Below are 24,304 nucleotides of genomic sequence, written 5' to 3'. Positions count from 1 at the left end.
GATGGGGATCGTTGTCTTGTCGTTTCCAACCCACCAGGGCCGCGGGCGCGGTCAGTCCTCCGGGACCAGCACGTCCTCGTCGCCGAACACCTCGACCACGAAGATCAGCAGCCGGCCCCGGCTGACGATGTACTCCGCGAACATGTGCTCGGTGAGCCGCACCGTGCGGTCGTCGCCCGTCCCGCTCACGGCGCGCGACGCGGGCAGATAGGGGTCCCGGGTGAGGACGGCGACCCCCTTGTCGAACCTGGCACGCTGCCGTGCGTCCAGCCGGTCGCGCGCGGCCGCCGCCTGCTCGGTGTACTGGACCTGGTAGCCGTGTCGTGCCCCGCTCATGCCTTCCAGCATCGATCAGCAGGGGCGCTTCCGCAGCTCCATCACGTAGTCGTGGGGCGCCCCGGCCGACTCGGCGGCGTCCGCGACCTCCCCGAGGTAGCGGGCGGACGGCAGCCCGCCCTCGTACCCGTTCAGCACGTACACCCACGCCGGGGCCTGGCCGTCCAGGGTGTGCACCCGCACCCGCAGCCGCCGGTAGATGCCGAGGCCGACGCCCTCCCAGCGGTCCAGGGACTCCTCGTCCATGGGCGCGAGGTCGTACAGCGCGACGAAGACCTGTGCCTCCGGGTCCTCGACGAGGGTGGCCAGCGCGCCCTCCCAGCCGAGCTGTTCCCCGCCGAAGGTCAGCCGCCAGCCGTCCAGCCATCCCGTCGCGCGCAGGGGCGAGTGCGGAGCGCGGCGGGTCATCAGCCGCGCGTCGAGGTTGCCGGCGTAGGCGGCGTAGAACGACATGGGAGGAGGGTACGGCAGCCGGTGCGCGGGTCACTTGCGTCACAGGCGTATCTCCGTTCGCCCCCGGGCGGCGGCCACCGCGGACCGTGCGGGAGAATGGAGCATGTGACTCGGATCGTGATCATCGGTGGCGGACCCGGCGGCTATGAGGCGGCGCTGGTGGCCGCGCAGCTCGGCGCGGAGGTGACCGTCGTCGACAGCGACGGTCTGGGCGGGGCGTCGGTGCTCACCGACTGCGTGCCGTCGAAGACCCTTATCGCTACGGCCGAGGTCATGACGACCTTCGACTCGTCGTACGAGGAACTCGGCATCATCGTCGCCGACGACACCCCGCCCCTGGAGCAGGCGGCCCGGGTGGTCGGCGTGGACCTCGGCAAGGTCAACCGCCGGGTGAAGCGGCTCGCGCTCGCGCAGTCGCACGACATCACCGCCTCCGTCACCCGGGCCGGCGCCCGGGTCATGCGCGGCAAGGGCCGGCTCCGGGGCATGCAGGCCCTCGACGGCTCCCGCCAGGTCGTCGTCACCGCCGCCGACGGCACCGAGGAGACCCTCACCGCCGACGCCGTGCTGATCGCCACGGGCGGTCACCCGCGCGAGCTGCCGGACGCCCAGCCCGACGGCGAGCGCATCCTGAACTGGACCCAGGTCTACGACCTCGGCGAGCTGCCCGAGGAGCTCATCGTGGTGGGCTCCGGCGTCACCGGCGCCGAGTTCGCCGGCGCCTACCAGGCCCTCGGCTCCAAGGTCACCCTGGTCTCCTCCCGCGACCGGGTGCTGCCCGGCGAGGACCCCGACGCCGCCGCCGTCCTGGAGGACGTCTTCCGGCGCCGCGGGATGAACGTGATGGCCCGCTCCCGCGCCGAGTCCGCGAAGCGGGTCGGCGACCGCGTCGAGGTCACCCTCGCCGACGGCCGGGTCATCACGGGCTCGCACTGTCTGATGGCCGTCGGCGCCATCCCCAACAGCGAGGGGCTGGGCCTGGAGGAGGCGGGCGTCAAGGTCCGCGAGTCCGGGCACATCTGGACCGACAAGGTCAGCCGCACCACCGCGCCGGGCGTGTACGCCGCGGGTGACGTGACCGGCGTCTTCGCGCTGGCGTCCGTCGCCGCCATGCAGGGCCGTATCGCGATGTACCACTTCCTCGGCGACGCGGTGGCCCCGCTCAACCTCAAGACGGTCTCGTCGAACGTCTTCACCGACCCCGAGATCGCCACCGTCGGCTACACCCAGTCCGACCTCGACGGCGGCAAGATCGACGCCCGGGTCGTCAAGCTGCCGCTGCTGCGCAACCCGCGCGCCAAGATGCAGGGCATCCGCGACGGCTTCGTCAAGATCTTCTGCCGCCCGGGCACCGGGATCGTCGTCGGCGGTGTGGTCGTCGCCCCCCGCGCCTCGGAACTGATCCACCCCATCTCGATCGCCGTCGACAACAATCTGACGGTCGAACAGATCGCGAACGCGTTCACCGTGTACCCGTCCCTTTCGGGGTCGATCGCCGAGGTGGCCCGGCAGCTGCACACGCGACGCGAGCTCTGAGAAGCCCGGAAAGGGGGCGGGGCAGGTCCTATACCACTCCCCGCCCTCGTGTGCGAACAACTTCTACTATTCGGCGCAAAGAGCTGAAAGCAGACGGTCGCCCGCGTTACTGTCAGTTTCGTGTTCGCTGCAGAACGTCGCCAATTGATCCTCGAAATGGTGCGAGCGAACGGGGCCGTGTCGCTCCGTGAGCTCGCCCGCGTCGTCCAGACCTCCGAAGTGACCGTACGGCGGGACGTGCGCGCACTGGAGGCAGAAGGACTCCTCGACCGCCGGCACGGCGGTGCGGTATTGCCGGGCGGATTCACGCGGGAATCCGGCTTTCCGCAGAAATCCCATCTCGCGACCGCCGAAAAGACCGCCATCGCGGACCTCGCCGCGGGCTTCGTCGAAGAGGGCGAGGCCATCGTCGTCGGAGCCGGTACGACCACCCAGGAACTCGCCCGCCGGCTGGCGCGCGTCCCCGGGCTCACGGTCGTCACCAACTCCCTCCTGGTGGCCCAGGCGCTGGCCCACGCCAACCGGGTGGAGGTCGTCATGACCGGGGGCACCCTGCGCGGTTCCAACTACGCCCTCGTCGGCAGCGGGGCCGAGCAGTCCCTCCAGGGGCTGCGCGTCTCCCGGGCCTTCCTCTCCGGGAGCGGGCTGACCGCCGAGCGCGGCCTGTCCACGTCCAACATGCTGTCGGCCTCCGTCGACCGGGCGCTCGTGCAGGCCGCCGCCGAGGTCGTCGTCCTCGCCGACCACACCAAGCTCGGCACCGACACCATGTTCCAGACCGTGCCGACGGACCTCATCACCCGCATGGTGACCGACGAGCCGCCCGCGCACGACGACCGCGCCGCCACGGAGCTCCAGGCCCTCGCGGACCAGGGGGTGCAGATCGCCGTGGCCGGGGCGGCAGGGAACCCGGGGGGTGAGGCGGTCCCGGCGCGACCACAGCCGCAGCGCCGGGACGTGCCGCTTCCCGCGCCACGACGGGGGCCGGGGCCGGCGGCGGGGCTGCGGGCCACCGCGGTGCTCGGGGACGCGCCCGGTGGTGAGCGGGCGCGGGTTGCCGACCTTCGTCGTCGCTAGTGCCGTGTCCACGGCACTGGCTCCGCCCAGGCGCCGTAGGGGGGTACCCGGGTGCGCGAGTGCCGGTTCGTTGTGGCTGATCGCGCCCGCGCGGCGGAGCCGCATATGAACAGGGCCCCGCGCCCCTGTAGGTGGGCGCGGGGAACCGGGGTGTGAAGTGCCGTCAGTCCTTGATCTCGCAGATCGCGGCGCCCGAGGTGATGGACGCGCCGACCTCTGCCGCCAGGCCCTTGACGGTGCCGGAGCGGTGGGCGTTGAGGGGCTGTTCCATCTTCATGGCCTCCAGGACGACGACCAGGTCGCCCTCCTTGACCTCCTGGCCCTCCTCGACGGCCACCTTGACGATGGTGCCCTGCATCGGGGAGGCGAGGGTGTCGCCGGAGGCGACCGGGCCCGACTTCTTCGCGGCCCGCCGCTTGGGCTTGGCGCCGGCGGCGAGACCGGTGCGGGCCAGGGTCATGCCCAGGCTGGCCGGGAGGGAGACCTCCAGGCGTTTGCCGCCGACCTCGACGACGATCGTCTCGCGGTCCTTGTCGTCCTCCTCCGCGTCGGCGTCGGCCGTGGCGGAGAAGGGCTTGATCTCATTGACGAACTCGGTCTCGATCCACCGGGTGTGGACCGTGAACGGCTCGGCGGAGCCGGTGAGTTCGGGAGCGAACGCCGGGTCCTTGACCACCGCGCGGTGGAACGGGATGGCGGTCGCCATGCCCTCGACCTGGAACTCCTCCAGCGCCCGGGCGGCCCGCTGCAGGGCCTGCTCGCGGGTGGCGCCGGTGACGATCAGCTTCGCCAGCAGTGAGTCCCACGCCGGGCCGATGACCGAGCCCGACTCGACGCCCGCGTCCAGGCGCACGCCCGGACCGGTGGGCGCGGTGAACGTGGTGACCGTGCCGGGGGCCGGCAGGAAGCCGCGGCCGGGGTCCTCGCCGTTGATGCGGAACTCGAAGGAGTGCCCGCGCAGCGGGGGGTCGTCGTAGCCGAGGGCCTCGCCGTCGGCGATCCGGAACATCTCGCGCACCAGGTCGATGCCCGCGACCTCCTCGGTCACCGGGTGCTCCACCTGCAGCCGGGTGTTGACCTCCAGGAAGGAGATGGTGCCGTCCATTCCGACGAGGAACTCCACCGTGCCGGCACCGACGTAACCGGCCTCCTTCAGGATCGCCTTGGAGGAGGAGTACAGCTCCGCGACCTGCGTGTCGGAGAGGAACGGCGCCGGGGCCTCCTCCACCAGCTTCTGGTGGCGGCGCTGGAGCGAGCAGTCACGGGTGGAGACGACGACCACGTTGCCGTGGCTGTCCGCCAGGCACTGGGTCTCCACGTGACGCGGCTTGTCGAGGTAGCGCTCGACGAAGCACTCCCCGCGCCCGAACGCGGCGACCGCCTCACGGACGGCCGACTCGTACAGCTCGGGCACCTCTTCCAGTGTGCGGGCCACCTTCAGACCGCGGCCGCCGCCGCCGAACGCGGCCTTGATCGCGATCGGCAGACCGTGCTCGCGCGCGAACGCCACGACCTCGTCGGCGCCGCTCACCGGGTCGGGGGTGCCCGCGACCAGCGGGGCGCCGGCGCGCTGGGCGATGTGCCGGGCGGCGACCTTGTCGCCGAGGTCACGGATCGCCTGCGGCGGCGGGCCGATCCAGATCAGGCCGGCGTCCAGGACCGCCTGCGCGAAGTCGGCGTTCTCCGAGAGGAAGCCGTAGCCCGGATGGACGGCGTCGGCCCCCGACTCGCGGGCCGCGTTCAGGACCTTGTCGATGTCCAGGTAGCTGCTCGCCGGGGTGTCACCGCCCAGGGCGAACGCCTCGTCCGCGGCACGCACGTGCAGAGCGTCCCGGTCCGGGTCGGCGTACACGGCCACACTGGCGATACCGGCATCCCGGCACGCCCGGGCCACGCGGACTGCGATTTCGCCACGGTTGGCGATGAGCACCTTGCGCACGATTGAGGCTCCCTCCTTGAAACAAGCCGAGTTTAGGGACAGCCGACACGACACATCGACCCGTCCCCAAAGGTGAGCTTGCCCACACGGAGCGTGATGCCAGGCTCACTCGACCGTGAAATCCCTTGTAGTACCGCCGTACGCAGCACTCTTCCCGGCAACCCTAGCCCTCTTGTGTGGCCAAGGTCTCTGTGAGAGCGTGCTGCGGCCCACTCCGTTTCTTTGTGGAGTCCCTACGAATGGCCCAACGATTCTTTGCCGCGTGCGGAACCCTTGTCCCCGGGTTTACCCGTTAGTAGCGTTCACGATGTTTCGAACGTACTTGGGGTAACTGAAACCCCGCTCGACTCCGGATCGAGCGAGCGCAGGCGAAAGTGGGTGGGGACCGGTGGTGCGAAGACCGCTGGCGTTGATCGTGGCCCTGGTGCTGTTCGCGGAGGGCTTCGGCATCGCCCTGCTGAACTGGGCCCTGGGCATCATGGCCGACTCCCAGAACATGTCCATGGCCGGCATCGACCCGGACGTCATGGCGACGTCCTCGAAGGTCGGCGGGATCGTCTTCGGCCTCTACTTCGCCGTCTGCGGCCTGGTCGCCCTGCTGGTGGCCGTGCGCAACCGGGCGCCCTCCCTGCTCGGCCGCATCCTGCTGATCAGCGCCGCCGTGACGCACGGTCTGCTCGGCGCCTTCGCCTGGGGGCTCCTCGGCCCGGCGCAGTTCACCTTCATGGTCGTGGTGCTCGGGCTGATCGTCCTGCTCCTGATGACGTACGACGCCCCGCCGCGGCCCGCCGCCGAGGCCCCCCGGGACGGGGAGCCCGGGAACGGGGAACCGGGTGACGGGGAGCCGGGGAAGCCCGGGGACGGCTCGGCGGTCACGCCTCCGGCGGCGCCCACAGCTCAGTGATGCCGACGCCCAGCCGGCCCAGCAGTCTGCGGATCAGCGGCAGGCTGATGCCGATGACGTTGCCGTGGTCGCCGTCGATGCCGTCGATGAACGGAGCCGAGCGGCCGTCCAGCGTGAACGCCCCCGCCACATGGAGGGGTTCGCCCGAGGCGACGTACGCCGCGATCTCCGCGTCGCTCGGCTCGCCGAAGCGGACCACCGTGGAGGCGGTCGCGGAGGCGTACTGCCCGCTGGCGGTGTCGTAGACGCAGTGGCCCGTCTGGAGCGTGCCCGCCCGGCCGCGCATCGCCTTCCAGCGGGCCGTGGCCTCCGTGGCGTCGGCGGGCTTGCCCAGCGCCTCGCCGTCCAGATCGAGCACGGAGTCGCAGCCGATCACCAGCGCGCCCTTGGTGTCCGGGCGCGCCGCCACCACGCTCGCCTTCGCCTCCGCGAGGGCGAGGGCCAGCTCGGCGGGGGTGGGGGCGGTCACCGCGTCCTCGTCGACCCCGCTGACGACGACCTCGGGGGAGAGGCCGGCCTGCCGCAGGAGGTTCAGACGGGCGGGGGACTGGGAGGCGAGGACGAGTCTGCGCATGCGGTCAGCGTAGGCCCAGCACGATCATCGCGACCACCATGGCCAGCGCGAGGAAGAAGCCGAGCCGTCTCAGGGTCTCCTGCATGTCGCGGAGTTCCTCGGGCGGCTCGTTCTTCGGGTCTGACCACAGCATGCCACCAGCCTGCGGCCTGGGGCGGGGGTTGGCCTGAGTAGGGGTACTCATTCGGTGCCGTGAGTTGTCCCTCTGTACGCGGTTCCCCGCGCCCCTCGACAGCAGGTCGGCTGCCCTCAGCTCGGCCAGTACGTGCGGGTCCACGACGCCTGGCCCGGGCCGGGGACGCGGCGCCCCGCGATCCTCGCCGGATCGGACCACGCGTCCCTCGGGCCCTCCGCGCCGGGCGGCGTGGCCGCCGCCGCCGCGGCGCGGGCCCTGACCACCGCCAGGGCGGCGGCCAGCTCCTCGGGGGTCGGGTTGCCCCGTACGACCTTGATCGTCACAGCGGCTCCTTACAGGGGGATGTTGCCGTGCTTCTTCGGAGGCAGGGATTCCCGCTTCGTGCGCAGTTGACGCAGGCCGCGGACGATGTGGCGACGGGTGTCGGACGGCATGATCACGGAGTCGACGTACCCGCGCTCGGCCGCGACGTAGGGGTTGAGGAGGGTGTCCTCGTACTCCTGGATCAGCCGGGCGCGCACCGCGTCCAGATCCTCACCGGCCGCCGCCGCCTCGGCGATGGTGCGGCGGTGCAGGATGTTGACCGCGCCCTGGGCGCCCATGACGGCGATCTGCGCGGTCGGCCACGCGAGGTTGAGGTCGGCGCCCAGGTGCTTGGAGCCCATGACGTCGTACGCGCCGCCGAAGGCCTTGCGGGTGATGACCGTGATGAGGGGGACGGTGGCCTCGGCGTAGGCGTAGATCAGCTTGGCGCCGCGGCGGATGATGCCGTCGTGCTCCTGGTCGACGCCGGGCAGGAAGCCGGGGACGTCGACGAAGGTGAGCACCGGGATGTTGAACGCGTCGCAGGTGCGCACGAAGCGGGCGGCCTTCTCGGACGCCTTGATGTCGAGACAGCCGGCGAACTGCATCGGCTGGTTGGCGACGATCCCGACCGGATACCCCTCGACGCGGCCGTAGCCGGTGAGGATGTTCGGCGCGAACAGCGGCTGCGTCTCGAAGAACTCGGCGTCGTCCAGGACGTGTTCGATCACCGTGTGCATGTCGTACGGCTGGTTGGCGCTGTCCGGGACGAGGGTGTCCAGCTCCCGGTCCTCGTCGGTGACCGCGAGGTCCGCCTCCTCGGGGAAGACCGGAGCCTCGGAGAGGTTGTTGGACGGCAGGTACGACAGCAGCTGCTTGATGTACTCGATCGCGTCCTTCTCGTCGCCCGCCATGTGGTGGGCCACGCCGGACACGGAGTTGTGCGTCCTGGCCCCGCCCAGCTCCTCGAAGCCCACGTCCTCGCCGGTGACCGTCTTGATGACGTCCGGGCCGGTGATGAACATGTGGGACGTCTGGTCGACCATCACCGTGAAGTCGGTGATCGCCGGGGAGTACACCGCCCCGCCGGCACAGGGGCCGACGACCAGGCTGATCTGCGGGATGACACCGGAGGCGTGGGTGTTGCGGCGGAAGATCTCGCCGTACGCGCCGAGGGAGGCCACCCCCTCCTGGATGCGGGCGCCGCCGGAGTCGTTGATGCCGATGACCGGGCAGCCCGTCTTCAGCGCGAAGTCCATCACCTTGACGATCTTCTGGCCGTACACCTCGCCCAGCGCACCGCCGAAGACGGTGAAGTCCTGAGAGAACACGGCCACCGGGCGGCCGTCGACGGTGCCGTAACCGGTCACGACCCCGTCGCCGTACGGGCGGTTGGCGTCCAGGCCGAAGTTGGTGGAGCGGTGCCGGGTGAACTCGTCGAGCTCGACGAACGACCCCTCGTCGAGGAGGAGTTCGATGCGCTCACGGGCCGTCAGTTTGCCCTTGGCGTGCTGCTTCTCCACAGCGCGTGCGGAGCCGGCGTGCGTCGCCTCCTCGATCCGGCGCTGAAGATCCGCGAGCTTGCCCGCGGTGGTGTGAATGTCGATCTCTTCCGGCTCGGACATCGGGATACGGCTCCCTGCCTGCTCAAAAGGGGGGACGGTTACTCATCCGTAGAGTAGTGCTGCGCCTACCGATCAGCAGTGCGGCGTTTCACACACCTAGGGTGGCTTGCATGACGCCCCGAGATGCCTCAGACCCGAACGGCAGTCGCTGGTCCGACCTCGACCGGCCGCCCCTCAACGCCGCCGCACTGCGCCGCGCACTGGTGCGGGACGGCGGCCACGGCGGCCTCTACCGCGGCCTGGAGGTCGTCCAGCGCACCGGGTCCACCAATGCCGACCTGGTGGCCCGGGCCGTGGCGGGGGGCGCGGACGAGGGGGCCGTGCTGGTGGCCGAGGAGCAGACGTCCGGGCGCGGCCGCCTGGACCGGCAGTGGACGGCGCCCGCGCGCTCCGGCCTGTTCTTCTCCGTGCTGCTGCGGCCGGCCGAGGTCCCCGTCGCCCGCTGGGGCTGGCTGCCGCTGCTCACCGGCGTGGCCGTCGCCACCGGCCTGGCGCGCGCGGCGGGCGTGGACACGGCACTCAAGTGGCCCAACGACCTGCTGGTCACCGTGGCGGGCGAGGAGCGCAAGGCGGGCGGGATCCTCGCCGAGCGGGCCGGCCAGGACGGCGTGGTCGTCGGCGTCGGCGTCAACGTCACCCTGCGCGCCGACGAACTGCCGGTCCCGCACGCGGGCTCGCTGGCGCTGGCCGGCGCGGTGAACACGGACCGCGACCCGCTGCTGCGGGCCGTCCTGCGGTCGCTGGAGGAGTGGTACGGCCGCTGGCGCGAGGCCGGCGGCGACCCGGCGGCGAGCGGCCTCCAGGAGGCGTACGCGGCGGGTTGCGCGACCCTGGGGCGCGAGGTGCGGGCGGAGCTGCCGGGGGACCGCTCGGTGGTGGGCGAGGCGGTGGCCGTGGACGGCGACGGCCGCCTGGTGATCGCCACGGGCCAAGGCGTGCAGGAGCCGGTGGGGGCGGGGGACATCGTGCATCTGAGGCCCGCGTGAGGGAAAAGTGCCCGACGCCGGGTGCCGCTCGCGTCAAGGGGACTTACCGTCGGCTCCACGGGCGTGAGCTACCGCACACTGCCGTAGAGTTGAGGCCGGTCGATACCTGACCGCGGAAGATCGGAAGGGCAGCAGGCGTGACCGTCGACGACACGGGCTCCGACGATCCCGACGAGGGCAACCCGCTCGCGCTGCGCCTCGAACAGCTCATCCTCGGCGCCGAGCGGCGCTACACCCCGTTCCAGGCGGCCCGCAGCGCCGGTGTCTCCATGGAGCTGGCGTCCCGTTTCTGGCGGGCGATGGGCTTCGCCGACATCGGGCAGGCCAAGGCGCTCACCGAGGCCGACGTCCTGGCGCTGCGCCGGCTGGCCGGTCTGGTCGAGGCGGGGCTGCTGAGCGAGGCCATGGCGGTGCAGGTGGCGCGGTCCACCGGCCAGACCACCGCCCGGCTGGCGGAATGGCAGATCGACTCCTTCCTGGAAGGCCTGACCGAGCCGCCCGAGCCCGGGATGACCCGCACCGAGGTCACGTATCCCATCGTCGAGCTGCTCCTGCCCGAGCTGGAGGAGTTCCTCGTCTACGTCTGGCGGCGCCAGCTCGCCGCGTCGGCCGGGCGGGTGGTGCAGGCCGCGGACGACGAGGAGATGGTGGACCGGCGGCTCGCCGTCTGCTTCGCCGACCTGGTCGGCTTCACCCGGCTGACCCGCCGGATGGAGGAGGAGGAGCTCGGCGAACTGGTCGAGGCCTTCGAGACCACCTCCGCCGACCTGGTGGCCGCCCGCGGCGGACGGCTGATCAAGACCCTCGGCGACGAGGTGCTGTACGCGGCGGACGACGCGGGCACCGCCGCCGACATCGCGCTGCTCCTGGTCGAGACGATGAGCAACGACGAGACGATGCCCGAGCTGCGCGTCGGCATGGCGTTCGGCACGGTCACGACCCGGATGGGCGACGTCTTCGGCACGACGGTGAACCTGGCCTCCCGGCTGACGTCGATAGCGCCGCGCGACGCCGTGCTGGTCGACAGCGCGTTCGCCGAGGAGCTGATCCGCACCGGGGACGCGCCGGCCTCGGAGGCGGAGGCCGCCGAGGCGGCCGCGGCGGCCGAGAAGGAGGGCGAGGAGCCGCCGAAGTACCGCTTCGCCCTGCAGCCGATGTGGCAGCGCCCGGTCCGTGGCCTCGGCGTGGTCGAGCCCTGGCTGCTCAGCCGACGCCCGGACCCGGTCGACTGACTCACAGCCCGGACGGCACGTGCAGCGCGTCCACGCACAGGCCTACGACGGGGACGCACACGCCCGGCTGCCGGGTCGGCGCGGGCCGCGGCGGCGCGGGGGCCGGGGGGACGGTGGCCGTGGCCCGGGGCGGTGCCGGGGTGGACCTGGGCGTGGTGCCGCGGGTCGGCGCGGGTGCCGGGGTACGTGCGGGGGCGGGGGTGTAGGAGGCGCCCGGGGTGAGGGCGACCGAGGTGGGCGCGCCCGGGGTGCCGCGGACCGGGCCGCCCTCGGGTGCCGGCTCGGCGCTCGCCCCGCCCATCGGGGAGGGAGCGGTCGGGGAGGGTGCGGTCGTGGGCGCGACGGCGGCCCCGGTGTCGGGCGTACGGCCCGTGGCGGAGCGGGTGGCTGTGCCGGCCACCGGCGACTTTGCGTGGGGTCCCGTGTGGGGTTCCGCCTCCGCCGTGCCGATGCCGGTGACGCCGCCGGGGCCGGACGACAGCCTCACCAGGCTCAGCACCCCGGCGGCCAGCGCCAGGCCGCCCGCGGCGAAGAGCACCTTGCGCGGCCGGGGCCGACGGTGCCGGCCCCGCGGCGCCGCCCAGAGCCGACTGGTCTCCACCTGCGTGCCGTCCACCGGTGTGCCGGCCATCGCGTTCCCTCCCGCTGCGGTCGCGCCCCCACTGCGCCGGGGCGGACGCACGTTATGCGCTCCCCTGGGCGGTCGGAGACGACTTGGGCGGGATGTCACTCGAACGGGTGGACGCCCCTCGCTCCTGGTCCGGGGCCGCCCTTTCCTCCGGAGGGCGGGCCTGGGATGATCGGGCGGTGCGCGGTGTTAACCGTCGTTAACTCAAATGGCCTTGGAGGACGTCATGGGCGAGGAGCGGTTCGGGGAGTTCGTACGGGTGCGGCGGCACGGGGACGGGGGCCATGTCGCCGAGCTGGTGCTCGACCGGCCCAAGGCCATGAACGCCGTCTCCACCGAGCTGGCCCGGTCCCTCGGCGATGCGTGCGCGGCGCTCGGGCAGGACCGGGACGTACGGGCCGTCGTCCTCACCTCGACGCACGAGCGGGCGTTCTGTGTCGGCGCCGACCTCAAGGAGCGCAACTCCTTCACCGACGCGGACCTGCGCCGCCAGCGGCCGGTCACGCGCGGGGCGTACACCGGCGTGCTGGAGCTGCCGGTCCCGGCGGTCGCCGCGGTGCACGGGTTCGCCCTGGGCGGCGGGTACGAGCTGGCGCTCGCCTGCGATGTGATCGTCGCCGACCGCACGGCCGTGGTGGGGCTGCCGGAGGTGTCGGTGGGGGTGATCCCGGGCGGCGGCGGTACGCAGCTGCTGCCCCGCCGGGTGGGCGCGGCGCGCGCCGCCGAGCTGATCTTCACGGCGCGCCGGGTGGCGGCCGCCGAGGCGCGGGAGCTGGGCCTGGTGGACGTGCTGGTGGACGAGGGGCGGGACCGGGAGGAGGCGCTGGCCATGGCCGCCGGGATCGCGGCGAACTCACCGGTGGGGCTGCGGGCCGCCAAGCGGGCGATGCGCCTCGGGCAGGGGCTGGATTTGCGGGCGGGGCTGGAGGTCGAGGACGCCGCCTGGCGGACCACGGCGTTCTCGGGGGACCGGGCGGAGGGGGTCGCCGCGTTCAACGAGAAGCGCGCGGCCCGGTGGCCGGGGGAGTGAAGGCCGCGCCGCCAGTGAACTCCGCGCCGCCAGTGAACTCCGCGCCGCCAGTGAACTCCGCGCCGGGAGCCGACGCCCGCGCCCCGGGCCGCGCACCCGTCACTCCAAGTGCCCTCCCGCATCCCGTTTTGTAGTAAATATCCCTAACCTGGGGCAATGGGTGAGGACAGACGCCTCGCGGCCGTCGTGGCGCTCGCGCAGGGGATGGCCGCCGCGCACACGCCCCGGGAGTCGTGGCGGGCGGCGGCGCTCGGGGCGTGCCGCGCGCTGGCCGGGGGGTTCGCCGCGCTGTCGGTGTGGGAGCGCGACCTGGGGCGGCTGCGGGTCCTGGTGAACGTGGGGGACCGGGCGGCCGGCGAGGAGGAGTTCCCCGAGGCCGAGGCCTATCCGGTGCACCAGTTCCCCGAGATCACCGAGTTCCTGCACGAGCGCTGGGTGTCCGGGGGCGGCGAGCCCAACGCCTGGGTGGAGACCGCGGAGGGCCCGGCCGAGGACCGGCGGCCCGGGTACTGCCACCAGCGGGTCGCCGCCCTGCGCCGGCGGGGGCGCGGCTCGTGCGTCGTCGCGCCGATCGTGCTGCACGGCCGCGCCTGGGGCGAGCTGTATGTCGCCCGTTCCGTCGGCACCCCCGTCTTCGACCGCGCCGACGCCGACTTCGCGACGGTCCTCGCGGCCGTCGTCGCCGCCGGGCTCGCCCAGACCGAGCGGCTGGAGGAGGCCCGCCGGCTCGCCTTCACCGACGCCCTCACCGGCCTTGCCAACCGCCGCGCCGTCGACGTACGCCTGGAGGAGGCGGTGGAGCAGCACCGGGAGCGGGGGACCGTGGTGAGCCTGGTGGTCTGCGACCTCAACGGGCTCAAGCGGGTCAACGACACCCTGGGGCACGCCGTGGGGGACCGGCTGCTGGAGCGGTTCGGGTCGGTGCTGTCACTGTGCGGGGCCATGCTGCCGGGGGCGCTGGCCGCCCGGCTCGGCGGCGACGAGTTCTGTCTGCTCGCCGCCGGACCGGGCGCCGACGACGTGGTGCGGGTGGCGGACGAACTGTGCCGCCGGGCCGGGGAGCTGGAGCTGGGCGAGGGGGTGGCCTGCGGGGTCGCCTCCACCGGCGATCCCATCGGGCCGGTGCGCACCGCCCGCCGCCTCTTCCGGCTGGCGGACGCCGCCCAGTACCGTGCCAAGGCCGTACGGGCCGCGCGGCCGGTGGTCGCGGGCCGCGAGGGGCCCGACGATCCCGTCGTACGTCTGGCGGACGAGCCGCCTGGGGAGCGGCCCGCGGCCGAGCGCCGCAGCTTCCGCGGCCTGCCCTGACCGGCCCGGACCGGCCCACGACCGAATGTGACGCATTCCGTAAGGGGTGAACCGCGCACCCACTGGTGACATCTTCGTCTTCACTGCGTACGCTCCTGAATATGGATATGCACACTGTGGTGGTGGGGACGTCCGGGGTCACCGCGTCCGACGTACTCGCCGTGGCGCGCGGCGGCGCCCGCGTCGAGCTCTCCGGGGAGGCGGTCGCGGCCCTCGCGGCGGCCCGCGGGATCGTGGACGCGCTCGCGGCCAAGCCCGACCCCGTCTACGGCGTCTCCACCGGGTTCGGCGCTCTCGCCACCCGGCACATCAGCCAGGAACTGCGCGCGCAGCTCCAGCGCAACATCGTCCGCTCGCACGCCGCCGGCATGGGCCCGCGCGTCGAGCGCGAGGTGGTCCGCGCCCTGATGTTCCTGCGCCTGAAGACCGTCTGCTCCGGCCACACCGGAGTCCGGCCCGAGGTCGCGCAGACCATGGCCGACATCCTCAACGCGGGCATCACCCCCGTCGTCCACGAGTACGGCTCCCTCGGCTGCTCCGGCGACCTCGCCCCGCTCTCCCACTGCGCCCTCACGCTGATGGGCGAGGGCGAGGCGGAGGGCCCCGACGGGACCGTGCGCGCCGCCGCCGAACTGCTCGCCGAGGCCGGCATCGACCCGGTCGAGCTGCGCGAGAAGGAGGGCCTCGCCCTCCTCAACGGCACCGACGGCATGCTCGGCATGCTGATCATGGCCCTCGCCGACCTGGACCGGCTCTACAAGTCCGCCGACATCACCGCCGCCCTCAGCCTGGAGGCGCTGCTCGGCACCGACAAGGTCCTCGCGCCCGAGCTGCACGCCATCCGCCCGCACCCGGGCCAGGGCGACTCCGCCGCCAACATGCTCGCCGTCCTCGCCGGCTCCGAGCTCACCGGACACCACCAGGACGACGCCCCCCGCGTCCAGGACGCCTACTCGGTGCGCTGCGCCCCGCAGGTCGCGGGCGCCGGACGCGACACCATGGCCCACGCCCGGCTGGTCGCCGAGCGCGAGCTGGCGTCGGCGGTCGACAACCCCGTGGTCCTGCCCGACGGCCGGGTCGAGTCCAACGGCAACTTCCACGGCGCCCCCGTGGCCTACGTCCTCGACTTCCTCGCCATCGCCGTCGCCGACCTCGCCTCCATCGCCGAGCGGCGCACCGACCGGCTGCTGGACAAGAACCGCAGCCACGGCCTGCCGCCGTTCCTCGCCGACGACGCCGGTGTCGACTCCGGGCTGATGATCGCCCAGTACACGCAGGCCGCGCTGGTCGCCGAGCTGAAGCGGCTCGCCGTACCGGCCTCGGCGGACTCGATCCCGTCCTCCGCGATGCAGGAGGACCATGTGTCGATGGGCTGGTCGGCGGCGCGCAAGCTGCGCACGGCCGTCGACAACCTCACCCGCGTCATCGCCGTCGAGCTGTACGCGGCCACCCGCGGCATCGAACTGCGCGAGGGACTCACCCCGGCGCCCGCGACCCGCGCGGTCCTCGACGCCGTACGCAAGGCCGGGGTCGAGGGGCCCGGCCCCGACCGGTTCCTGGCGCCCGACCTCGCGGCGGCGGACGCGTTCGTGCGCGACGGACGGCTGCTCGCGGCGGCGGAGACCGTCACGGGGCCGCTGAGGTAACGCGATCGGGCCCTGCCGTCACACCGTACGGACGTACGCAAGTGACGGCAGGGCCCGATGTGCTGCGTGTGGCGCCTGCGGGTTACTTGAGCTTGCCGAGCTGGGCCGTGACCACGGCCGCCGGGACCGGGCCCATGTCCCCGCCGTCGGCGAACGCGGCGAAGTTGACCGTGTAGAACGTGGCCACGGTGTTGCCCTTGCGGACCACCTCGGCGTGGAAGGTGGCCGTGCCCTCGCCGTCCATGTCGACGGCCTCGGAGAACGCCACCGACTCGTCGCCGCCCCCGGTGCCCTTCTCCTCGGCCACCTTGGTGACCTTGGAGGTCTCGCCCTCGGCCTTCAGGCCGTACCCGCCGGCGCAGGCGGTGACCCCGTCGGACACGGCCTTCACCGCCTTCTCGGCGCCGTCACCGTCGTACGAGGACAGACCCACGAACGTGAGGGTGATGTCGAACGCGCCCTCGATGTCGGCCCCGCTCACGTCGCCCGGCGCGGTCGGGGCGTCGGAGGTCTTGTCCGTCGAGACGGTGTTGCTCGCGTTCGCGTCCGTCTCGCCCGGGGCGAGCCCGGCCGTGGCCCAGGCCAGCGGGTCGCACGCCGCCTTGTCGGTCTTCACGGCCGACTTGGACTTGGGGAGCGTGTCGTTTCCGTCGGCCACCTTGTAGCCCTTGACGTCCCCCTGCGCGAGCAGCAGCTTCTCCAGCTCCGCCGAGGTCAGGGCCTTCGCGTCCGCACCGGACGACGAGGACGAGGACGACGAGGACGACGAGGACCCCTTGGAGTCCCCGGAGCCCTTCTTCGACCCCTCGTCCGACGAGCAGCCCGTGAGCAGGGCGAGTGACAGTGCGCCGATCGCGGCTGTGGAGCACAGCCGCGCCCCCGATGATCTCTTCATGGGCGGACTATGAAACGCCTGTCAAAGAACAGTCAAGTGATTTCAAAAACCCAGGCGTTCCCGGCGAACCGAATAAACGACGAAACCGGCGCCCAGTGCGAGCAGTGTGGTTCCGCCGACCACATAAGGAGTGGTGTCGAAGCTTCCGGTGTCGGCGAGCCGGGTGCCGTCGTCCGACACGGTCGACGCGGTGGCCGACCCGGCGGTGGAGGCGTCGTTCGAAGCGGTGGTCGCGTCCGTCGTCGTCGCCGTCGTCGAGGACGCGGCCCGCGCCTGCGCTGTGACCTGCGTCGTCGTCCCGGTTCTGGCCGCGGTGTCCTGAGTCGCGTTGGCGGACGGGACGAACCACAGGGCGCCCAGCAGGGTGCCCGCGGCGGTGGCGGTCAGCAACGGACGGCGAGCGGATGACACCGGATATCGATCCCCTTGTGACGCTGGCGAATTGGCCCTGGACCCCGATGCTAGTGAAAGGCGCGGGTCGCGGGAAAGTTGCGGGAGCTGTGAGCCGTACGCTCCGGGCATGAGCACTGAGGAGACATCACGTTTTGTACGGGTTCGGGTGGACCTGGTGGTCGAGGTGCGCGAGCCGGACGAGCTGACCGGGGCGGCGGTCGGGCGGATCGAGGGCGATCCCGAACTTCCGGACGCCGAGCGCGTCCACGCCCGGAGCGCTGTGACGGAAGACACCGCCGAGGCGATCGCGTATCTCGTCGATCCGTTCGACCTGGTCAGCGAGGTGCCCGGGGTGGAACTCCACCGGGCCTCCTGGTCCACGGAGCTGATCGACTTCGACCCGGACTCGCCTGAGTGGGGTCCCTACGACGATGATGGCGAGGACGAGTACGGCGACGGCGGTGAGGACGACCTGCAACCGCCGCCCGGGGTTTCGCCGTCTCGGTAGACGCACGGACCGACCTCCGCACCACCCGTCCCCGTGGACGTGGCGTGCCCCACACATTCCGAGAACGTGGAACGGGGCCGACCGGTCGCAGCGTTTAAGTTTTTCAACGGGGACTACGGGGACTCTCGACGGTGACTCTCGGGGTTTCAGGGAATCGGCAACGATGGAGAAGCGTGTGATGACGGACAGTAGGCGGCGCCGAGGTCTGATGACGGCGTCCGCACTGCTCGGCGGTGTGCTGATGCTGACCGCGTGTTCCAGCGGCGACAGCAGCGCCTCGGACGGCAAGGACAGCTCCTCGCAGGCGAAGGCCGACGAGGCGGCGGCGAAGAAGTCCTCCGCGGCACAGATCAAGATCACACCCGCGGACGGCTCGAACAACGCCTCCATCAACAACTCGGCGGCCGTAACGGTGAGCAAGGGCACGCTCACCGCCGTGACGATGACCACCGCCGAGGGCACCGCCGTCGAGGGCACGCTCTCCGCCGACAAGACCAGCTGGAAGCCGAACGCCCAGCTGGAGCGCTCGACCACCTACAAGGTCGCCGCCAGCGCGAAGGACTCCAAGGGCCTGGAGGCCCACGAGAACGCGTCCTTCACCACGGTCTCCCCGGACAACAGCTTCATAGCGAACTTCACGCCGGAGGACGGCTCGACCGTCGGCGTCGGCATGCCCGTCTCGATCAACTTCAACAAGGAGATCACCAACAAGGCGGACGTGCAGAAGGGCATCACCGTCACCTCCAGCAGCGGCCAGGAGGTCGTCTGCCACTGGTTCTCCACCGTCCGCATGGACTGCCGTCCCGAGGACTACTGGAAGGAGAACTCCACCGTCACGCTGAAGCTGGCGCTCGACGGTGTCGAGGGCGCCAACGGTGTCGTCGGCGTCCAGCAGAAGACGGTCACCTTCAAGATCGGCCGCAACCAGGTCACCACCGTCGACGCGCAGACCAAGCAGATGAAGGTCACGCAGGACGGCAAGGTCGTCAAGACCATCCCGATCTCCGCCGGTTCGCCCGACAACAAGACGTACGAAGGCCAGATGGTGATCTCCGAGAAGTTCAAGGAGACCCGGATGAACGGCGCGACGGTCGGCTTCACCGACTCCGACGGCAAGGGCGAGTACGACATCAAGGACGTCCCGCACGCCATGCGCCTGACCACCTCCGGCACCTTCGTGCACGGCAACTACTGGGGCGCGAAGTCGATCTTCGGCGCGGTGAACACCAGCCACGGCTGCGTGGGCCTGTCCGACACCAAGGGCGCCAACGACGCGAGCACGCCGGCCGCGTGGTTCTACAACAACTCGATCATCGGTGACGTCGTGGTCGTCAAGAACACCGGCGACAAGACGGTGGCCCCCGACAACGGCCTCAACGGCTGGAACATGGACTGGGCCCAGTGGAAGGCCGGTTCGGCCGTCTGACCGCTGGTCAGCCACAGCTTTCCGATGCCGCCCCCAGGGGCGGCATCGGTGTTTCCGGGGGCAACCACAGCCTTCTCATGCTCCTCTTATGGCTGCCTTATGGAGTCATCACGCGGCGTACCTACCTTGCGGCGCATGTTCTTCACCTACCTGAGGCGCGAGCTGCGCCGCCGCAGAAAGGCGGCCCTCGTCGTCGCCTCCGGACTGGCGCTGGGCATCGCGCTGGTCATCGTGGTCTCCTCCGTGTCCTCCGGCATGGGCAAGGCCCAGGACAAGGTCCTGCAGAGCCTCTACGGGCTGGGTACGGACATGACGGTCACCAAGGCCGCCTCGCCCACCGCGAGCGCCTCGGACCGCCCGCGCTTCCAGTTCGACGCACGCGACAACGACTCCGGCGAGGAGCAGAGCACCGACCGCGTCATGGTCCAGGGCTTCCAGACCCTCGCGACCAGCACCGTCTCCAAGGTCGGCGGGCAGAGCGGTGTCGCGGACGCGGTCGGCGGCCTGAGCCTCCAGGTGATCAAGGTCAGCGGCCAGTTCACCCGCGGCCAGTTCCAGCAGAACGGCGGCGGGCAGCAGGGCGGCCGCGGCGGCGGTCAGGGCGGCCAGCCGCAGGGTGAAGTACGGGGCGGCGGAGCCGACTTCGACGTCAACAGCTACTCCGTCTTCGGCACCGACGTCACCCGACCCGACCTCGGTCCGCTGACCTCCTCCAAGATCACCAGCGGTCGTACGTTCACCACCTCGGAGACGGACGCCAAGGTCGCCGTCGTCGACTCGGCGTACGCCAAGGAGAAGAAGCTCAAGGTCGGCTCGACCGTCACCGTCAAGAGCGTCACGTTCAAGGTGATCGGCATCGCCACGGCCGACAGCGGTGACTCCGCCGCCAACGTCTACATCCCGCTGAAGCAGGCCCAGACGATCAGCGACGCGAAGGACAAGGTCACCACGATCTACGTCAAGGCGACCGACTCGCAGAAGATCGACAGCGTCAAGTCCGCGATCCAGAAGAACGTCTCCGGTACGACGGTGACGACCTCCGCCGACCTCGCGGACACCGTCTCCGGCTCCCTCTCCACGGCCTCCTCCCTCGCCACCAACGTCGGCAAGTGGCTGTCCATCGCCGTCCTCGTCGCCGCCTTCCTGGTCGCCGGACTGCTCACCTCCTCCGCGGTCTCCCGGCGCGTCCGCGAGTTCGGCACCCTCAAGGCCCTCGGCTGGAAGTCCCGCCGGGTCACCGGCCAGGTCGTCGGCGAAGCCATGGTCAACGGACTGCTCGGCGGCGCCCTCGGCATCGCCCTGGGCCTCGCCGGCGCGTACGCCGTGACGGCCGTCAGCCCCACCCTGGAAGCCTCCCTGGGCGGCGGTGGTGCCAGGGGACAGGGCGGCTTCGGCGGTGGCGGTGGCGGCGGCTTCGGCGGCCCCGGCCGCGCGGCGTCCAGGACCCTCGACGTGGCCCTCACGGCACCGGTCAGCGTCACGACGGTGGCCGTCGCGGTGGGCCTGGCGGTGGCGGGCGGCCTGATCGCGGGCGCGTTCGGCGGCTGGCGGGCCTCACGGCTCCGACCGGCGGACGCCCTGCGCCGAGTCGAGTAGCCCCGCCCAGCCGGCCCCCCTACGAACTCCGGGAGTTGACCCCACCATGTACGAACTCAGAGGCGTCACCAAGCGCTACACCCGCGGCAAGGACACCGTCCACGCCCTCGACGGCGTCGACCTGACCATCGCCGACGGCGACCGCCTGGTCATCCAGGGCCCCACCGGCGGCGGTAAGTCCACGCTGCTCCAGATGCTCGGCGGCCTGGACCGCCCCTCCGAGGGCGAGGTCGTCCTCGACGGCACCGACCTCGCGAAACTCTCCGAGGCCAAGCTGACGAAGGTCCGCAGCGAGAACATCGGCTTCGTCTTCCAGTCCTTCAACCTCATCCCGACGCTCACGGCCCAGGAGAACGTCGAGACGGCCCTCGTCCCCCTGGGCGTCAAGGTCAAGGACCGGCGCGAACGGGCGGCGGAGGCGCTGGGGTCGGTGGGCCTCGGCGAGCGCCTCGGCCACCTCCCCTCGGAACTGTCCGGCGGCCAGCAGCAGCGCGTCGCGATCGCGCGGGCGCTCGTGAAGCAGCCGAAGGTACTCCTGGCCGACGAGCCGACCGGCAACCTCGACGAGAGCATGCGCGACGAGATCATGGAGGTCCTGGAGCGCATGTGGAAGGAGCTGGGGCTGACCTTCATCATGGTCACCCACGACTCGGCGATCGCGAAGAAGGCGCCGCGCCTGGCGACGATCCGCAAGGGCAGGATCACGGTCAAGGAGAACGCGGCGTCTTCTTAATGCGGTGACCCGACGACTCCGCCACCTCACACCAGACGGTTTTGCGGTCCACCCCCTGCTCGACGCCCCACCTCTCCGCGAGCGCGTCGAGCAGGGCGAGTCCCCGGCCGGACTCCGCGGTGGTCGCCGCCTGGAGGGGGGCGGGCAGGGTGCGGGGGGCTGGGTCCGTCACCTCGATGCGGGTACGGCCGTACGACATCCCGGTGACGCGGACCGTCACCGGGGTGCCCTCGCCGAGGTGGTCGATCACGTTGGTGAGCAGTTCGCTCAGGCAGAGGCGGACGTCGTGACTGTGCGCGTGGAGCCGGCCGCGCAGGTCGGGGACGGACTTCGGGGTGGCGAGGAGGCTGAGTTCGAAGGTCACTTCTCGGCGGCCTTCCTGAGGAGGGCGGCGAGGTCGCGGGCGACGGCGGGGTTGCAGTTCCCGAGTGCCACCAGGGTCTGGCGGTAGGGGGACGTGAACGTCGGCAGGTCGATCCGGAGCGAGGGCAGGGTGATGGCGTGCAGGGCGAGGGCGGCGCGGAGTTCCTCCACGCAGGCGATCGAGTCGTCGGGGCTGGCCACGGGCTCTCCTGTGCTTACTGTGACGAAACGCTCACAGAATGCTTCCCCGCTGGCTACCGTGAAAGACGTTTCGCGTTCGCGATCCGTACGGCGGAGGAGGGTGAGCGGTGGCTCGCGGCAAGGACATTGACGGCTCGACGAGCGTTCCGACTTTCTACGGCAAGGAGCTGCGGTGGAAGCGGGAGGCGGCGGGACTGTCGTTGGACGCGTTCCTCGAAGGGAGCTTCTACGGCAAGACGTACCTCAGCGACATCGAGCACGGCGAGCGGAGGATGCCGATCGATCTGGCGCGGCACGCGGATCGGGTGCTGGGGACTGACGGGTTCTTCGAGCGGCATTGTGAGGACGTGCGGAAGGCGCGGCGGGGTCCGCATGCCGCGTACTTCGAGAAGGTCCTCGAAGCGGAGAGACACGCGGAGTGCATCGAGGAGTGGTGCCCCGTCACCTTTCCGGGGCTGCTCCAGACGGCCCCGTACGCGCGGACCCTGGTCCGGTCGTCCCATCCGGCGGCCACTGACGAGTGGGTTGAGGAGAAGGTGACGGCCCGGCTCGCTCGTGCCCGTCTGTTCGAGGACGATCACTCCACGCCGGAGTACTGGGTGATCCTGCACGAGTCGCTGATCGCCGAGCCGATCCTCCCGCCACGGGACATGGCGGCCCAGCTGGACCGGGTCGTGGAGTTGGCCGAGCGGCACCGGATCACTCCGCAGATCGTTCCGCGGACCTGCGGCCCGTATCCCTTGATGGCCGCCTCCGTCATGGTGATGACCTTCCCCGATGCGCCGCCGCTGGTCTACACCGAGGCCTCGTACAGCGGGGACACCATCGACGATCCGGCCCTCGTGAAGCAGTACCGCAAGGCATACGATCGGCTCAGGGCCGTCGCGTTGTCACCGGAGACGTCCCTGGCGATGATCAAGGCGGCGGCAGAGGATTCCCGACATGGCGAGCAAGCGGATCGACTTGAGTAACGCGCTCTGGATGAAGAGCAGTCACAGCAACGGTGATGGGGGCAACTGCGTCGAAGTCGCCGCCAACATCCCGCATCTCGTCCCCGTCCGAGACTCCAAAACCCCCCACGGCCCCGTCCTCCTCCTCACCCCCACCGCCTGGTCCCCCTTCCTCGCATCACTGCGCTGAGTGAACACGGTCCTCTCTCCATGACGGCATCCGAGCCCGCCACCACGGTCGAGTACATCCGCTACCGCATCCCCGAGGAACGCTCGGCCGAGTTCCTCGCCGCCTACACCCGCGCCGCGGTCCACCTCGCGGCCTCCCCGCACTGCGTCGGCTACGAACTGGCCCGCTGCGAGGAGGACTTCGAGCACTTCATCCTGCGGATCACCTGGACGTCCACCGAGGACCACCTCCAGGGGTTCCGGAAGTCGGACCTGTTCCCGGCCTTCCTCGCCGAGATCAGGCCGTACGTCGCCGCGATAGAGGAGATGCGGCACTACAAGGTCACGGCAGTACGCGGAGCGGGTTCGGCTCCGCCGGGTCAGACCGACGGCGTCTGAGCGCCGGCCCGGGTCGCGTCCGTGCCCCAGGCCGCCAGCAGGCGCAGCGCCTCCGCCGAGGGGGAGCCGGGGTCCGCGTGGTAGGTCACCAGCGTCTGGTCGCCGTCGTCCGCGAGCTTGAAGCCCTCGAAGTTGAGGAAGAGCTCGCCGACGAGCGGGTGCCGCAGATGCTTCACGCCGTGGCTCTTCTCCTTCACGTCGTGGGTCGCCCACAGACGGCGGAACTCCTCGCTCTTGACGGAGAGTTCACCGACGAGGGCGGACAGGCGCGGGTCGTCGGGATAGCAGCCGGCGTTCATGCGCAGCGCGCAGACGATGTCGATCGCCTTCTGCTCCCAGTCCACGAACAGCTCCCGGTACTCCGGCTTGAGGAACACCATCCGCGCCCAGTTCCGCTCGGCCGGCGGCAGCTCGGCCCAGTCGCCGAAGACCGCGGCCGCCATCCGGTTCCAGGCGAGGATGTCCGTGCGCCGCCCGATGACGTACGCGGGCACGCCGTCCATGCTGTCGAGGAGCTGCCGCAACGACACCCGTACCTGCTGCTGGGGTGCGGCCTGCTTCTTCTTGTGCTTCGGCTTCGCGAGGTGGGTGAGGTGCGCGTGCTCGGCGTCCGTCAGACGCAGGGCCCTGGCGATGGAGTCCAGCACCTCCGCCGACACGTTCCGCCCGTTGCCCTGCTCGAGGCGGGTGTAGTACGCCACCGACACCCCGGCCAGCTGCGCCAGCTCCTCGCGCCGCAGCCCCGGCACCCGGCGGTGCCGCCCGAAGTCCGGCAGCCCCACGTCCTCGGGCTTGAGGCGGGCTCGCCGGGTGCGCAGGAACTCGCTCAGCTCGGCCCGCCGGTCCAGCGGCGTGCCGGAGGGCTCGGGCGCGCCGGTCGCGGTGGCCTCGGGGGTGGACTCCATACGTCCAGTATTCACGGTCGTACGACCAGCATCCTGACCCCGCCAGTGGTAGGC

General features: G+C 71.4%; 27 protein-coding genes and 1 pseudogene. 15 read left to right on the top strand and 13 right to left on the bottom strand.

Translation table 11 applies throughout. The annotated features are described in order from the left end of the window. Positions 1 to 51 precede the first annotated feature (51 nt). Both U5640_RS16545 and U5640_RS16540 read right to left on the bottom strand, forming a co-directional pair. On the bottom strand, positions 52 to 336 hold the full coding sequence (locus U5640_RS16545; protein WP_340376558.1) for a hypothetical protein: 285 nt from the start codon (positions 334 to 336) through the stop codon (positions 52 to 54). A gap of 15 nt (positions 337 to 351) precedes the next feature. Next, positions 352 to 789, bottom strand: a complete 438-nt coding sequence (locus U5640_RS16540; RefSeq protein WP_340376557.1) for a gamma-glutamylcyclotransferase — start codon at positions 787 to 789, stop codon at positions 352 to 354. Positions 790 to 885: 96 nt separating this feature from the next. On the opposite strand from U5640_RS16540, the gene U5640_RS16535 reads away from it, so the two are divergent. Together U5640_RS16535 and U5640_RS16530 are read left to right on the top strand one after the other, a co-directional pair. Beyond that, positions 886 to 2,325, top strand: a complete 1,440-nt coding sequence (locus U5640_RS16535; protein WP_340376556.1) for an NAD(P)H-quinone dehydrogenase — start codon at positions 886 to 888, stop codon at positions 2,323 to 2,325. A gap of 120 nt (positions 2,326 to 2,445) precedes the next feature. After that, positions 2,446 to 3,402, top strand: a complete 957-nt coding sequence (locus U5640_RS16530; RefSeq protein WP_340376555.1) for a DeoR/GlpR family DNA-binding transcription regulator — start codon at positions 2,446 to 2,448, stop codon at positions 3,400 to 3,402. Positions 3,403 to 3,565: 163 nt separating this feature from the next. Here U5640_RS16530 and U5640_RS16525 read toward each other — a convergent pair whose 3' ends face one another. Further along, entirely contained in the window at positions 3,566 to 5,341 is a 1,776-nt protein-coding gene (locus U5640_RS16525) for a biotin carboxylase N-terminal domain-containing protein (protein ID WP_340376554.1), read from the bottom strand. 388 nt (positions 5,342 to 5,729) lie between these two features. Between U5640_RS16525 and U5640_RS16520 the strand changes: the two genes are divergently transcribed. Beyond that, entirely contained in the window at positions 5,730 to 6,245 is a 516-nt protein-coding gene (locus U5640_RS16520; protein WP_340376553.1) for a hypothetical protein, read from the top strand. Here the strand turns inward: U5640_RS16520 and U5640_RS16515 are convergent. From U5640_RS16515 to U5640_RS16500, 4 genes are all read right to left on the bottom strand, one after another. Then, complete coding sequence (locus U5640_RS16515; protein ID WP_340376552.1) at positions 6,214 to 6,819, bottom strand: nucleoside triphosphate pyrophosphatase; 606 nt, start codon at positions 6,817 to 6,819, stop codon at positions 6,214 to 6,216. The two genes, U5640_RS16520 and U5640_RS16515, sit on opposite strands and share 32 nt — an antisense overlap. A 4-nt stretch (positions 6,820 to 6,823) precedes the next feature. Then, positions 6,824 to 6,952: a hypothetical protein gene (locus U5640_RS16510; RefSeq protein ID WP_099053973.1), complete on the bottom strand. Its 129-nt coding sequence runs from the start codon at positions 6,950 to 6,952 to the stop codon at positions 6,824 to 6,826. A 116-nt stretch (positions 6,953 to 7,068) separates the two neighbouring features. Next, positions 7,069 to 7,278 (bottom strand): acyl-CoA carboxylase epsilon subunit, encoded by a 210-nt coding sequence (locus U5640_RS16505; RefSeq protein WP_340376551.1) that lies wholly within the window; start codon positions 7,276 to 7,278, stop codon positions 7,069 to 7,071. A 9-nt stretch (positions 7,279 to 7,287) separates the two neighbouring features. After that, positions 7,288 to 8,883, bottom strand: a complete 1,596-nt coding sequence (locus U5640_RS16500; RefSeq protein WP_340376550.1) for an acyl-CoA carboxylase subunit beta — start codon at positions 8,881 to 8,883, stop codon at positions 7,288 to 7,290. Positions 8,884 to 8,993: 110 nt separating this feature from the next. Here U5640_RS16500 and U5640_RS16495 point away from each other — a divergent pair, with 110 nt between their 5' ends. Both U5640_RS16495 and U5640_RS16490 read left to right on the top strand, forming a co-directional pair. Continuing rightward, entirely contained in the window at positions 8,994 to 9,869 is an 876-nt protein-coding gene (locus tag U5640_RS16495) for a biotin--[acetyl-CoA-carboxylase] ligase (RefSeq protein WP_340376549.1), read from the top strand. Between the two features lie 137 nt (positions 9,870 to 10,006). Next, the gene (locus tag U5640_RS16490) at positions 10,007 to 11,101 is read left to right on the top strand and encodes an adenylate/guanylate cyclase domain-containing protein (RefSeq protein ID WP_340376548.1); all 1,095 of its coding nucleotides are present in this window, start codon (positions 10,007 to 10,009) and stop codon (positions 11,099 to 11,101) included. A gap of 1 nt (position 11,102) precedes the next feature. Here the strand turns inward: U5640_RS16490 and U5640_RS16485 are convergent, their stop codons facing one another. Beyond that, positions 11,103 to 11,732 (bottom strand): hypothetical protein, encoded by a 630-nt coding sequence (locus U5640_RS16485; protein ID WP_340376547.1) that lies wholly within the window; start codon positions 11,730 to 11,732, stop codon positions 11,103 to 11,105. Between the two features lie 223 nt (positions 11,733 to 11,955). Between U5640_RS16485 and U5640_RS16480 the strand changes: the two genes are divergently transcribed. The 3 genes from U5640_RS16480 to hutH all read left to right on the top strand — a co-directional run bounded on the left by U5640_RS16480 (position 11,956) and on the right by hutH (position 15,713). Beyond that, on the top strand, positions 11,956 to 12,759 hold the full coding sequence (locus U5640_RS16480) for an enoyl-CoA hydratase-related protein (protein ID WP_340385150.1): 804 nt from the start codon (positions 11,956 to 11,958) through the stop codon (positions 12,757 to 12,759). 156 nt (positions 12,760 to 12,915) lie between these two features. Further along, entirely contained in the window at positions 12,916 to 14,067 is a 1,152-nt protein-coding gene (locus U5640_RS16475) for a GGDEF domain-containing protein (RefSeq protein ID WP_340376546.1), read from the top strand. A 107-nt stretch (positions 14,068 to 14,174) separates the two neighbouring features. Continuing rightward, entirely contained in the window at positions 14,175 to 15,713 is a 1,539-nt protein-coding gene (gene hutH, locus U5640_RS16470; RefSeq protein ID WP_340385148.1) for a histidine ammonia-lyase, read from the top strand. Between the two features lie 82 nt (positions 15,714 to 15,795). Here the strand turns inward: hutH and U5640_RS16465 are convergent, their stop codons facing one another. Both U5640_RS16465 and U5640_RS16460 read right to left on the bottom strand, forming a co-directional pair. Then, on the bottom strand, positions 15,796 to 16,608 hold the full coding sequence (locus U5640_RS16465; RefSeq protein ID WP_340376545.1) for a hypothetical protein: 813 nt from the start codon (positions 16,606 to 16,608) through the stop codon (positions 15,796 to 15,798). Positions 16,609 to 16,650: 42 nt separating this feature from the next. Continuing rightward, positions 16,651 to 17,019 (bottom strand): LPXTG cell wall anchor domain-containing protein, encoded by a 369-nt coding sequence (locus tag U5640_RS16460; RefSeq protein ID WP_340376544.1) that lies wholly within the window; start codon positions 17,017 to 17,019, stop codon positions 16,651 to 16,653. Positions 17,020 to 17,128: 109 nt separating this feature from the next. On the opposite strand from U5640_RS16460, the gene U5640_RS16455 reads away from it, so the two are divergent. The 4 genes from U5640_RS16455 to U5640_RS16440 all read left to right on the top strand — a co-directional run bounded on the left by U5640_RS16455 (position 17,129) and on the right by U5640_RS16440 (position 21,264). Further along, complete coding sequence (locus tag U5640_RS16455; RefSeq protein ID WP_340376543.1) at positions 17,129 to 17,509, top strand: hypothetical protein; 381 nt, start codon at positions 17,129 to 17,131, stop codon at positions 17,507 to 17,509. Between the two features lie 163 nt (positions 17,510 to 17,672). After that, on the top strand, positions 17,673 to 18,935 hold the full coding sequence (locus tag U5640_RS16450) for an Ig-like domain-containing protein (protein WP_340376542.1): 1,263 nt from the start codon (positions 17,673 to 17,675) through the stop codon (positions 18,933 to 18,935). 135 nt (positions 18,936 to 19,070) lie between these two features. Next, entirely contained in the window at positions 19,071 to 20,531 is a 1,461-nt protein-coding gene (locus U5640_RS16445; RefSeq protein WP_340376541.1) for an ABC transporter permease, read from the top strand. A gap of 46 nt (positions 20,532 to 20,577) precedes the next feature. Beyond that, positions 20,578 to 21,264 (top strand): ABC transporter ATP-binding protein, encoded by a 687-nt coding sequence (locus tag U5640_RS16440; protein ID WP_340376540.1) that lies wholly within the window; start codon positions 20,578 to 20,580, stop codon positions 21,262 to 21,264. On the opposite strand, the gene U5640_RS16435 is transcribed toward U5640_RS16440, so the two are convergent. Both U5640_RS16435 and U5640_RS16430 read right to left on the bottom strand, forming a co-directional pair. Beyond that, complete coding sequence (locus U5640_RS16435; protein ID WP_340376539.1) at positions 21,239 to 21,628, bottom strand: ATP-binding protein; 390 nt, start codon at positions 21,626 to 21,628, stop codon at positions 21,239 to 21,241. The two genes, U5640_RS16440 and U5640_RS16435, sit on opposite strands and share 26 nt — an antisense overlap. Next, positions 21,625 to 21,828 carry a hypothetical protein gene (locus tag U5640_RS16430; protein WP_340376538.1) on the bottom strand — a complete coding sequence of 68 codons (204 nt, stop codon included), beginning with the start codon at positions 21,826 to 21,828 and terminating at the stop codon, positions 21,625 to 21,627. Before U5640_RS16430 ends, U5640_RS16435 begins: the two co-directional genes overlap by 4 nt. Before the next feature lie 107 nt (positions 21,829 to 21,935). Between U5640_RS16430 and U5640_RS16425 the strand changes: the two genes are divergently transcribed. The 3 genes and pseudogenes from U5640_RS16425 to U5640_RS16415 all read left to right on the top strand — a co-directional run. Further along, a complete protein-coding gene (locus U5640_RS16425; protein WP_340376537.1) occupies positions 21,936 to 22,799 on the top strand; it encodes a helix-turn-helix transcriptional regulator in 864 nt (287 codons plus the stop codon). Next, a complete protein-coding gene (locus U5640_RS16420; protein WP_340376536.1) occupies positions 22,771 to 22,968 on the top strand; it encodes a DUF397 domain-containing protein in 198 nt (65 codons plus the stop codon). The genes U5640_RS16425 and U5640_RS16420 overlap by 29 nt, the downstream gene beginning before the upstream one ends. A 20-nt stretch (positions 22,969 to 22,988) precedes the next feature. Continuing rightward, a pseudogene (locus U5640_RS16415) lies at positions 22,989 to 23,324 on the top strand (antibiotic biosynthesis monooxygenase family protein); the annotation flags it as partial. Between the two features lie 2 nt (positions 23,325 to 23,326). On the opposite strand, the gene U5640_RS16410 reads toward U5640_RS16415, so the two are convergent. Then, entirely contained in the window at positions 23,327 to 24,250 is a 924-nt protein-coding gene (locus tag U5640_RS16410) for a helix-turn-helix transcriptional regulator (protein WP_340376535.1), read from the bottom strand. Between the last annotated feature and the right edge of the window lie 54 nt (positions 24,251 to 24,304).

Origin of the sequence: Streptomyces sp. SS7, assembly GCF_037993025.1 — a bacterium.
Taxonomy (GTDB): domain Bacteria; phylum Actinomycetota; class Actinomycetes; order Streptomycetales; family Streptomycetaceae; genus Streptomyces.
This window is presented reverse-complemented; position numbering and strand designations above follow the sequence as displayed.

Excerpts from the sequence above, each read along its gene's own strand:
- U5640_RS16545 (WP_340376558.1), bottom strand. The coding sequence starts at position 336 with ATGAGCGGGGCACGACACGGCTACCAGGTCCAGTACACCGAGCAGGCG.
- U5640_RS16540 (WP_340376557.1), bottom strand. The coding sequence starts at position 789 with ATGTCGTTCTACGCCGCCTACGCCGGCAACCTCGACGCGCGGCTGATG.
- U5640_RS16535 (WP_340376556.1), top strand. The coding sequence starts at position 886 with ATGGAGCATGTGACTCGGATCGTGATCATCGGTGGCGGACCCGGCGGC.
- U5640_RS16515 (WP_340376552.1), bottom strand. The coding sequence starts at position 6,819 with ATGCGCAGACTCGTCCTCGCCTCCCAGTCCCCCGCCCGTCTGAACCTC.
- U5640_RS16510 (WP_099053973.1), bottom strand. The coding sequence starts at position 6,952 with ATGCTGTGGTCAGACCCGAAGAACGAGCCGCCCGAGGAACTCCGCGAC.
- U5640_RS16500 (WP_340376550.1), bottom strand. The coding sequence starts at position 8,883 with ATGTCCGAGCCGGAAGAGATCGACATTCACACCACCGCGGGCAAGCTC.
- U5640_RS16495 (WP_340376549.1), top strand. The coding sequence starts at position 8,994 with ATGACGCCCCGAGATGCCTCAGACCCGAACGGCAGTCGCTGGTCCGAC.
- U5640_RS16485 (WP_340376547.1), bottom strand. The coding sequence starts at position 11,732 with ATGGCCGGCACACCGGTGGACGGCACGCAGGTGGAGACCAGTCGGCTC.
- U5640_RS16480 (WP_340385150.1), top strand. The coding sequence starts at position 11,956 with ATGGGCGAGGAGCGGTTCGGGGAGTTCGTACGGGTGCGGCGGCACGGG.
- U5640_RS16475 (WP_340376546.1), top strand. The coding sequence starts at position 12,916 with ATGGGTGAGGACAGACGCCTCGCGGCCGTCGTGGCGCTCGCGCAGGGG.
- hutH (WP_340385148.1), top strand. The coding sequence starts at position 14,175 with ATGCACACTGTGGTGGTGGGGACGTCCGGGGTCACCGCGTCCGACGTA.
- U5640_RS16465 (WP_340376545.1), bottom strand. The coding sequence starts at position 16,608 with ATGAAGAGATCATCGGGGGCGCGGCTGTGCTCCACAGCCGCGATCGGC.
- U5640_RS16455 (WP_340376543.1), top strand. The coding sequence starts at position 17,129 with ATGAGCACTGAGGAGACATCACGTTTTGTACGGGTTCGGGTGGACCTG.
- U5640_RS16450 (WP_340376542.1), top strand. The coding sequence starts at position 17,673 with ATGGAGAAGCGTGTGATGACGGACAGTAGGCGGCGCCGAGGTCTGATG.
- U5640_RS16445 (WP_340376541.1), top strand. The coding sequence starts at position 19,071 with ATGTTCTTCACCTACCTGAGGCGCGAGCTGCGCCGCCGCAGAAAGGCG.
- U5640_RS16440 (WP_340376540.1), top strand. The coding sequence starts at position 20,578 with ATGTACGAACTCAGAGGCGTCACCAAGCGCTACACCCGCGGCAAGGAC.
- U5640_RS16420 (WP_340376536.1), top strand. The coding sequence starts at position 22,771 with ATGGCGAGCAAGCGGATCGACTTGAGTAACGCGCTCTGGATGAAGAGC.
- U5640_RS16410 (WP_340376535.1), bottom strand. The coding sequence starts at position 24,250 with ATGGAGTCCACCCCCGAGGCCACCGCGACCGGCGCGCCCGAGCCCTCC.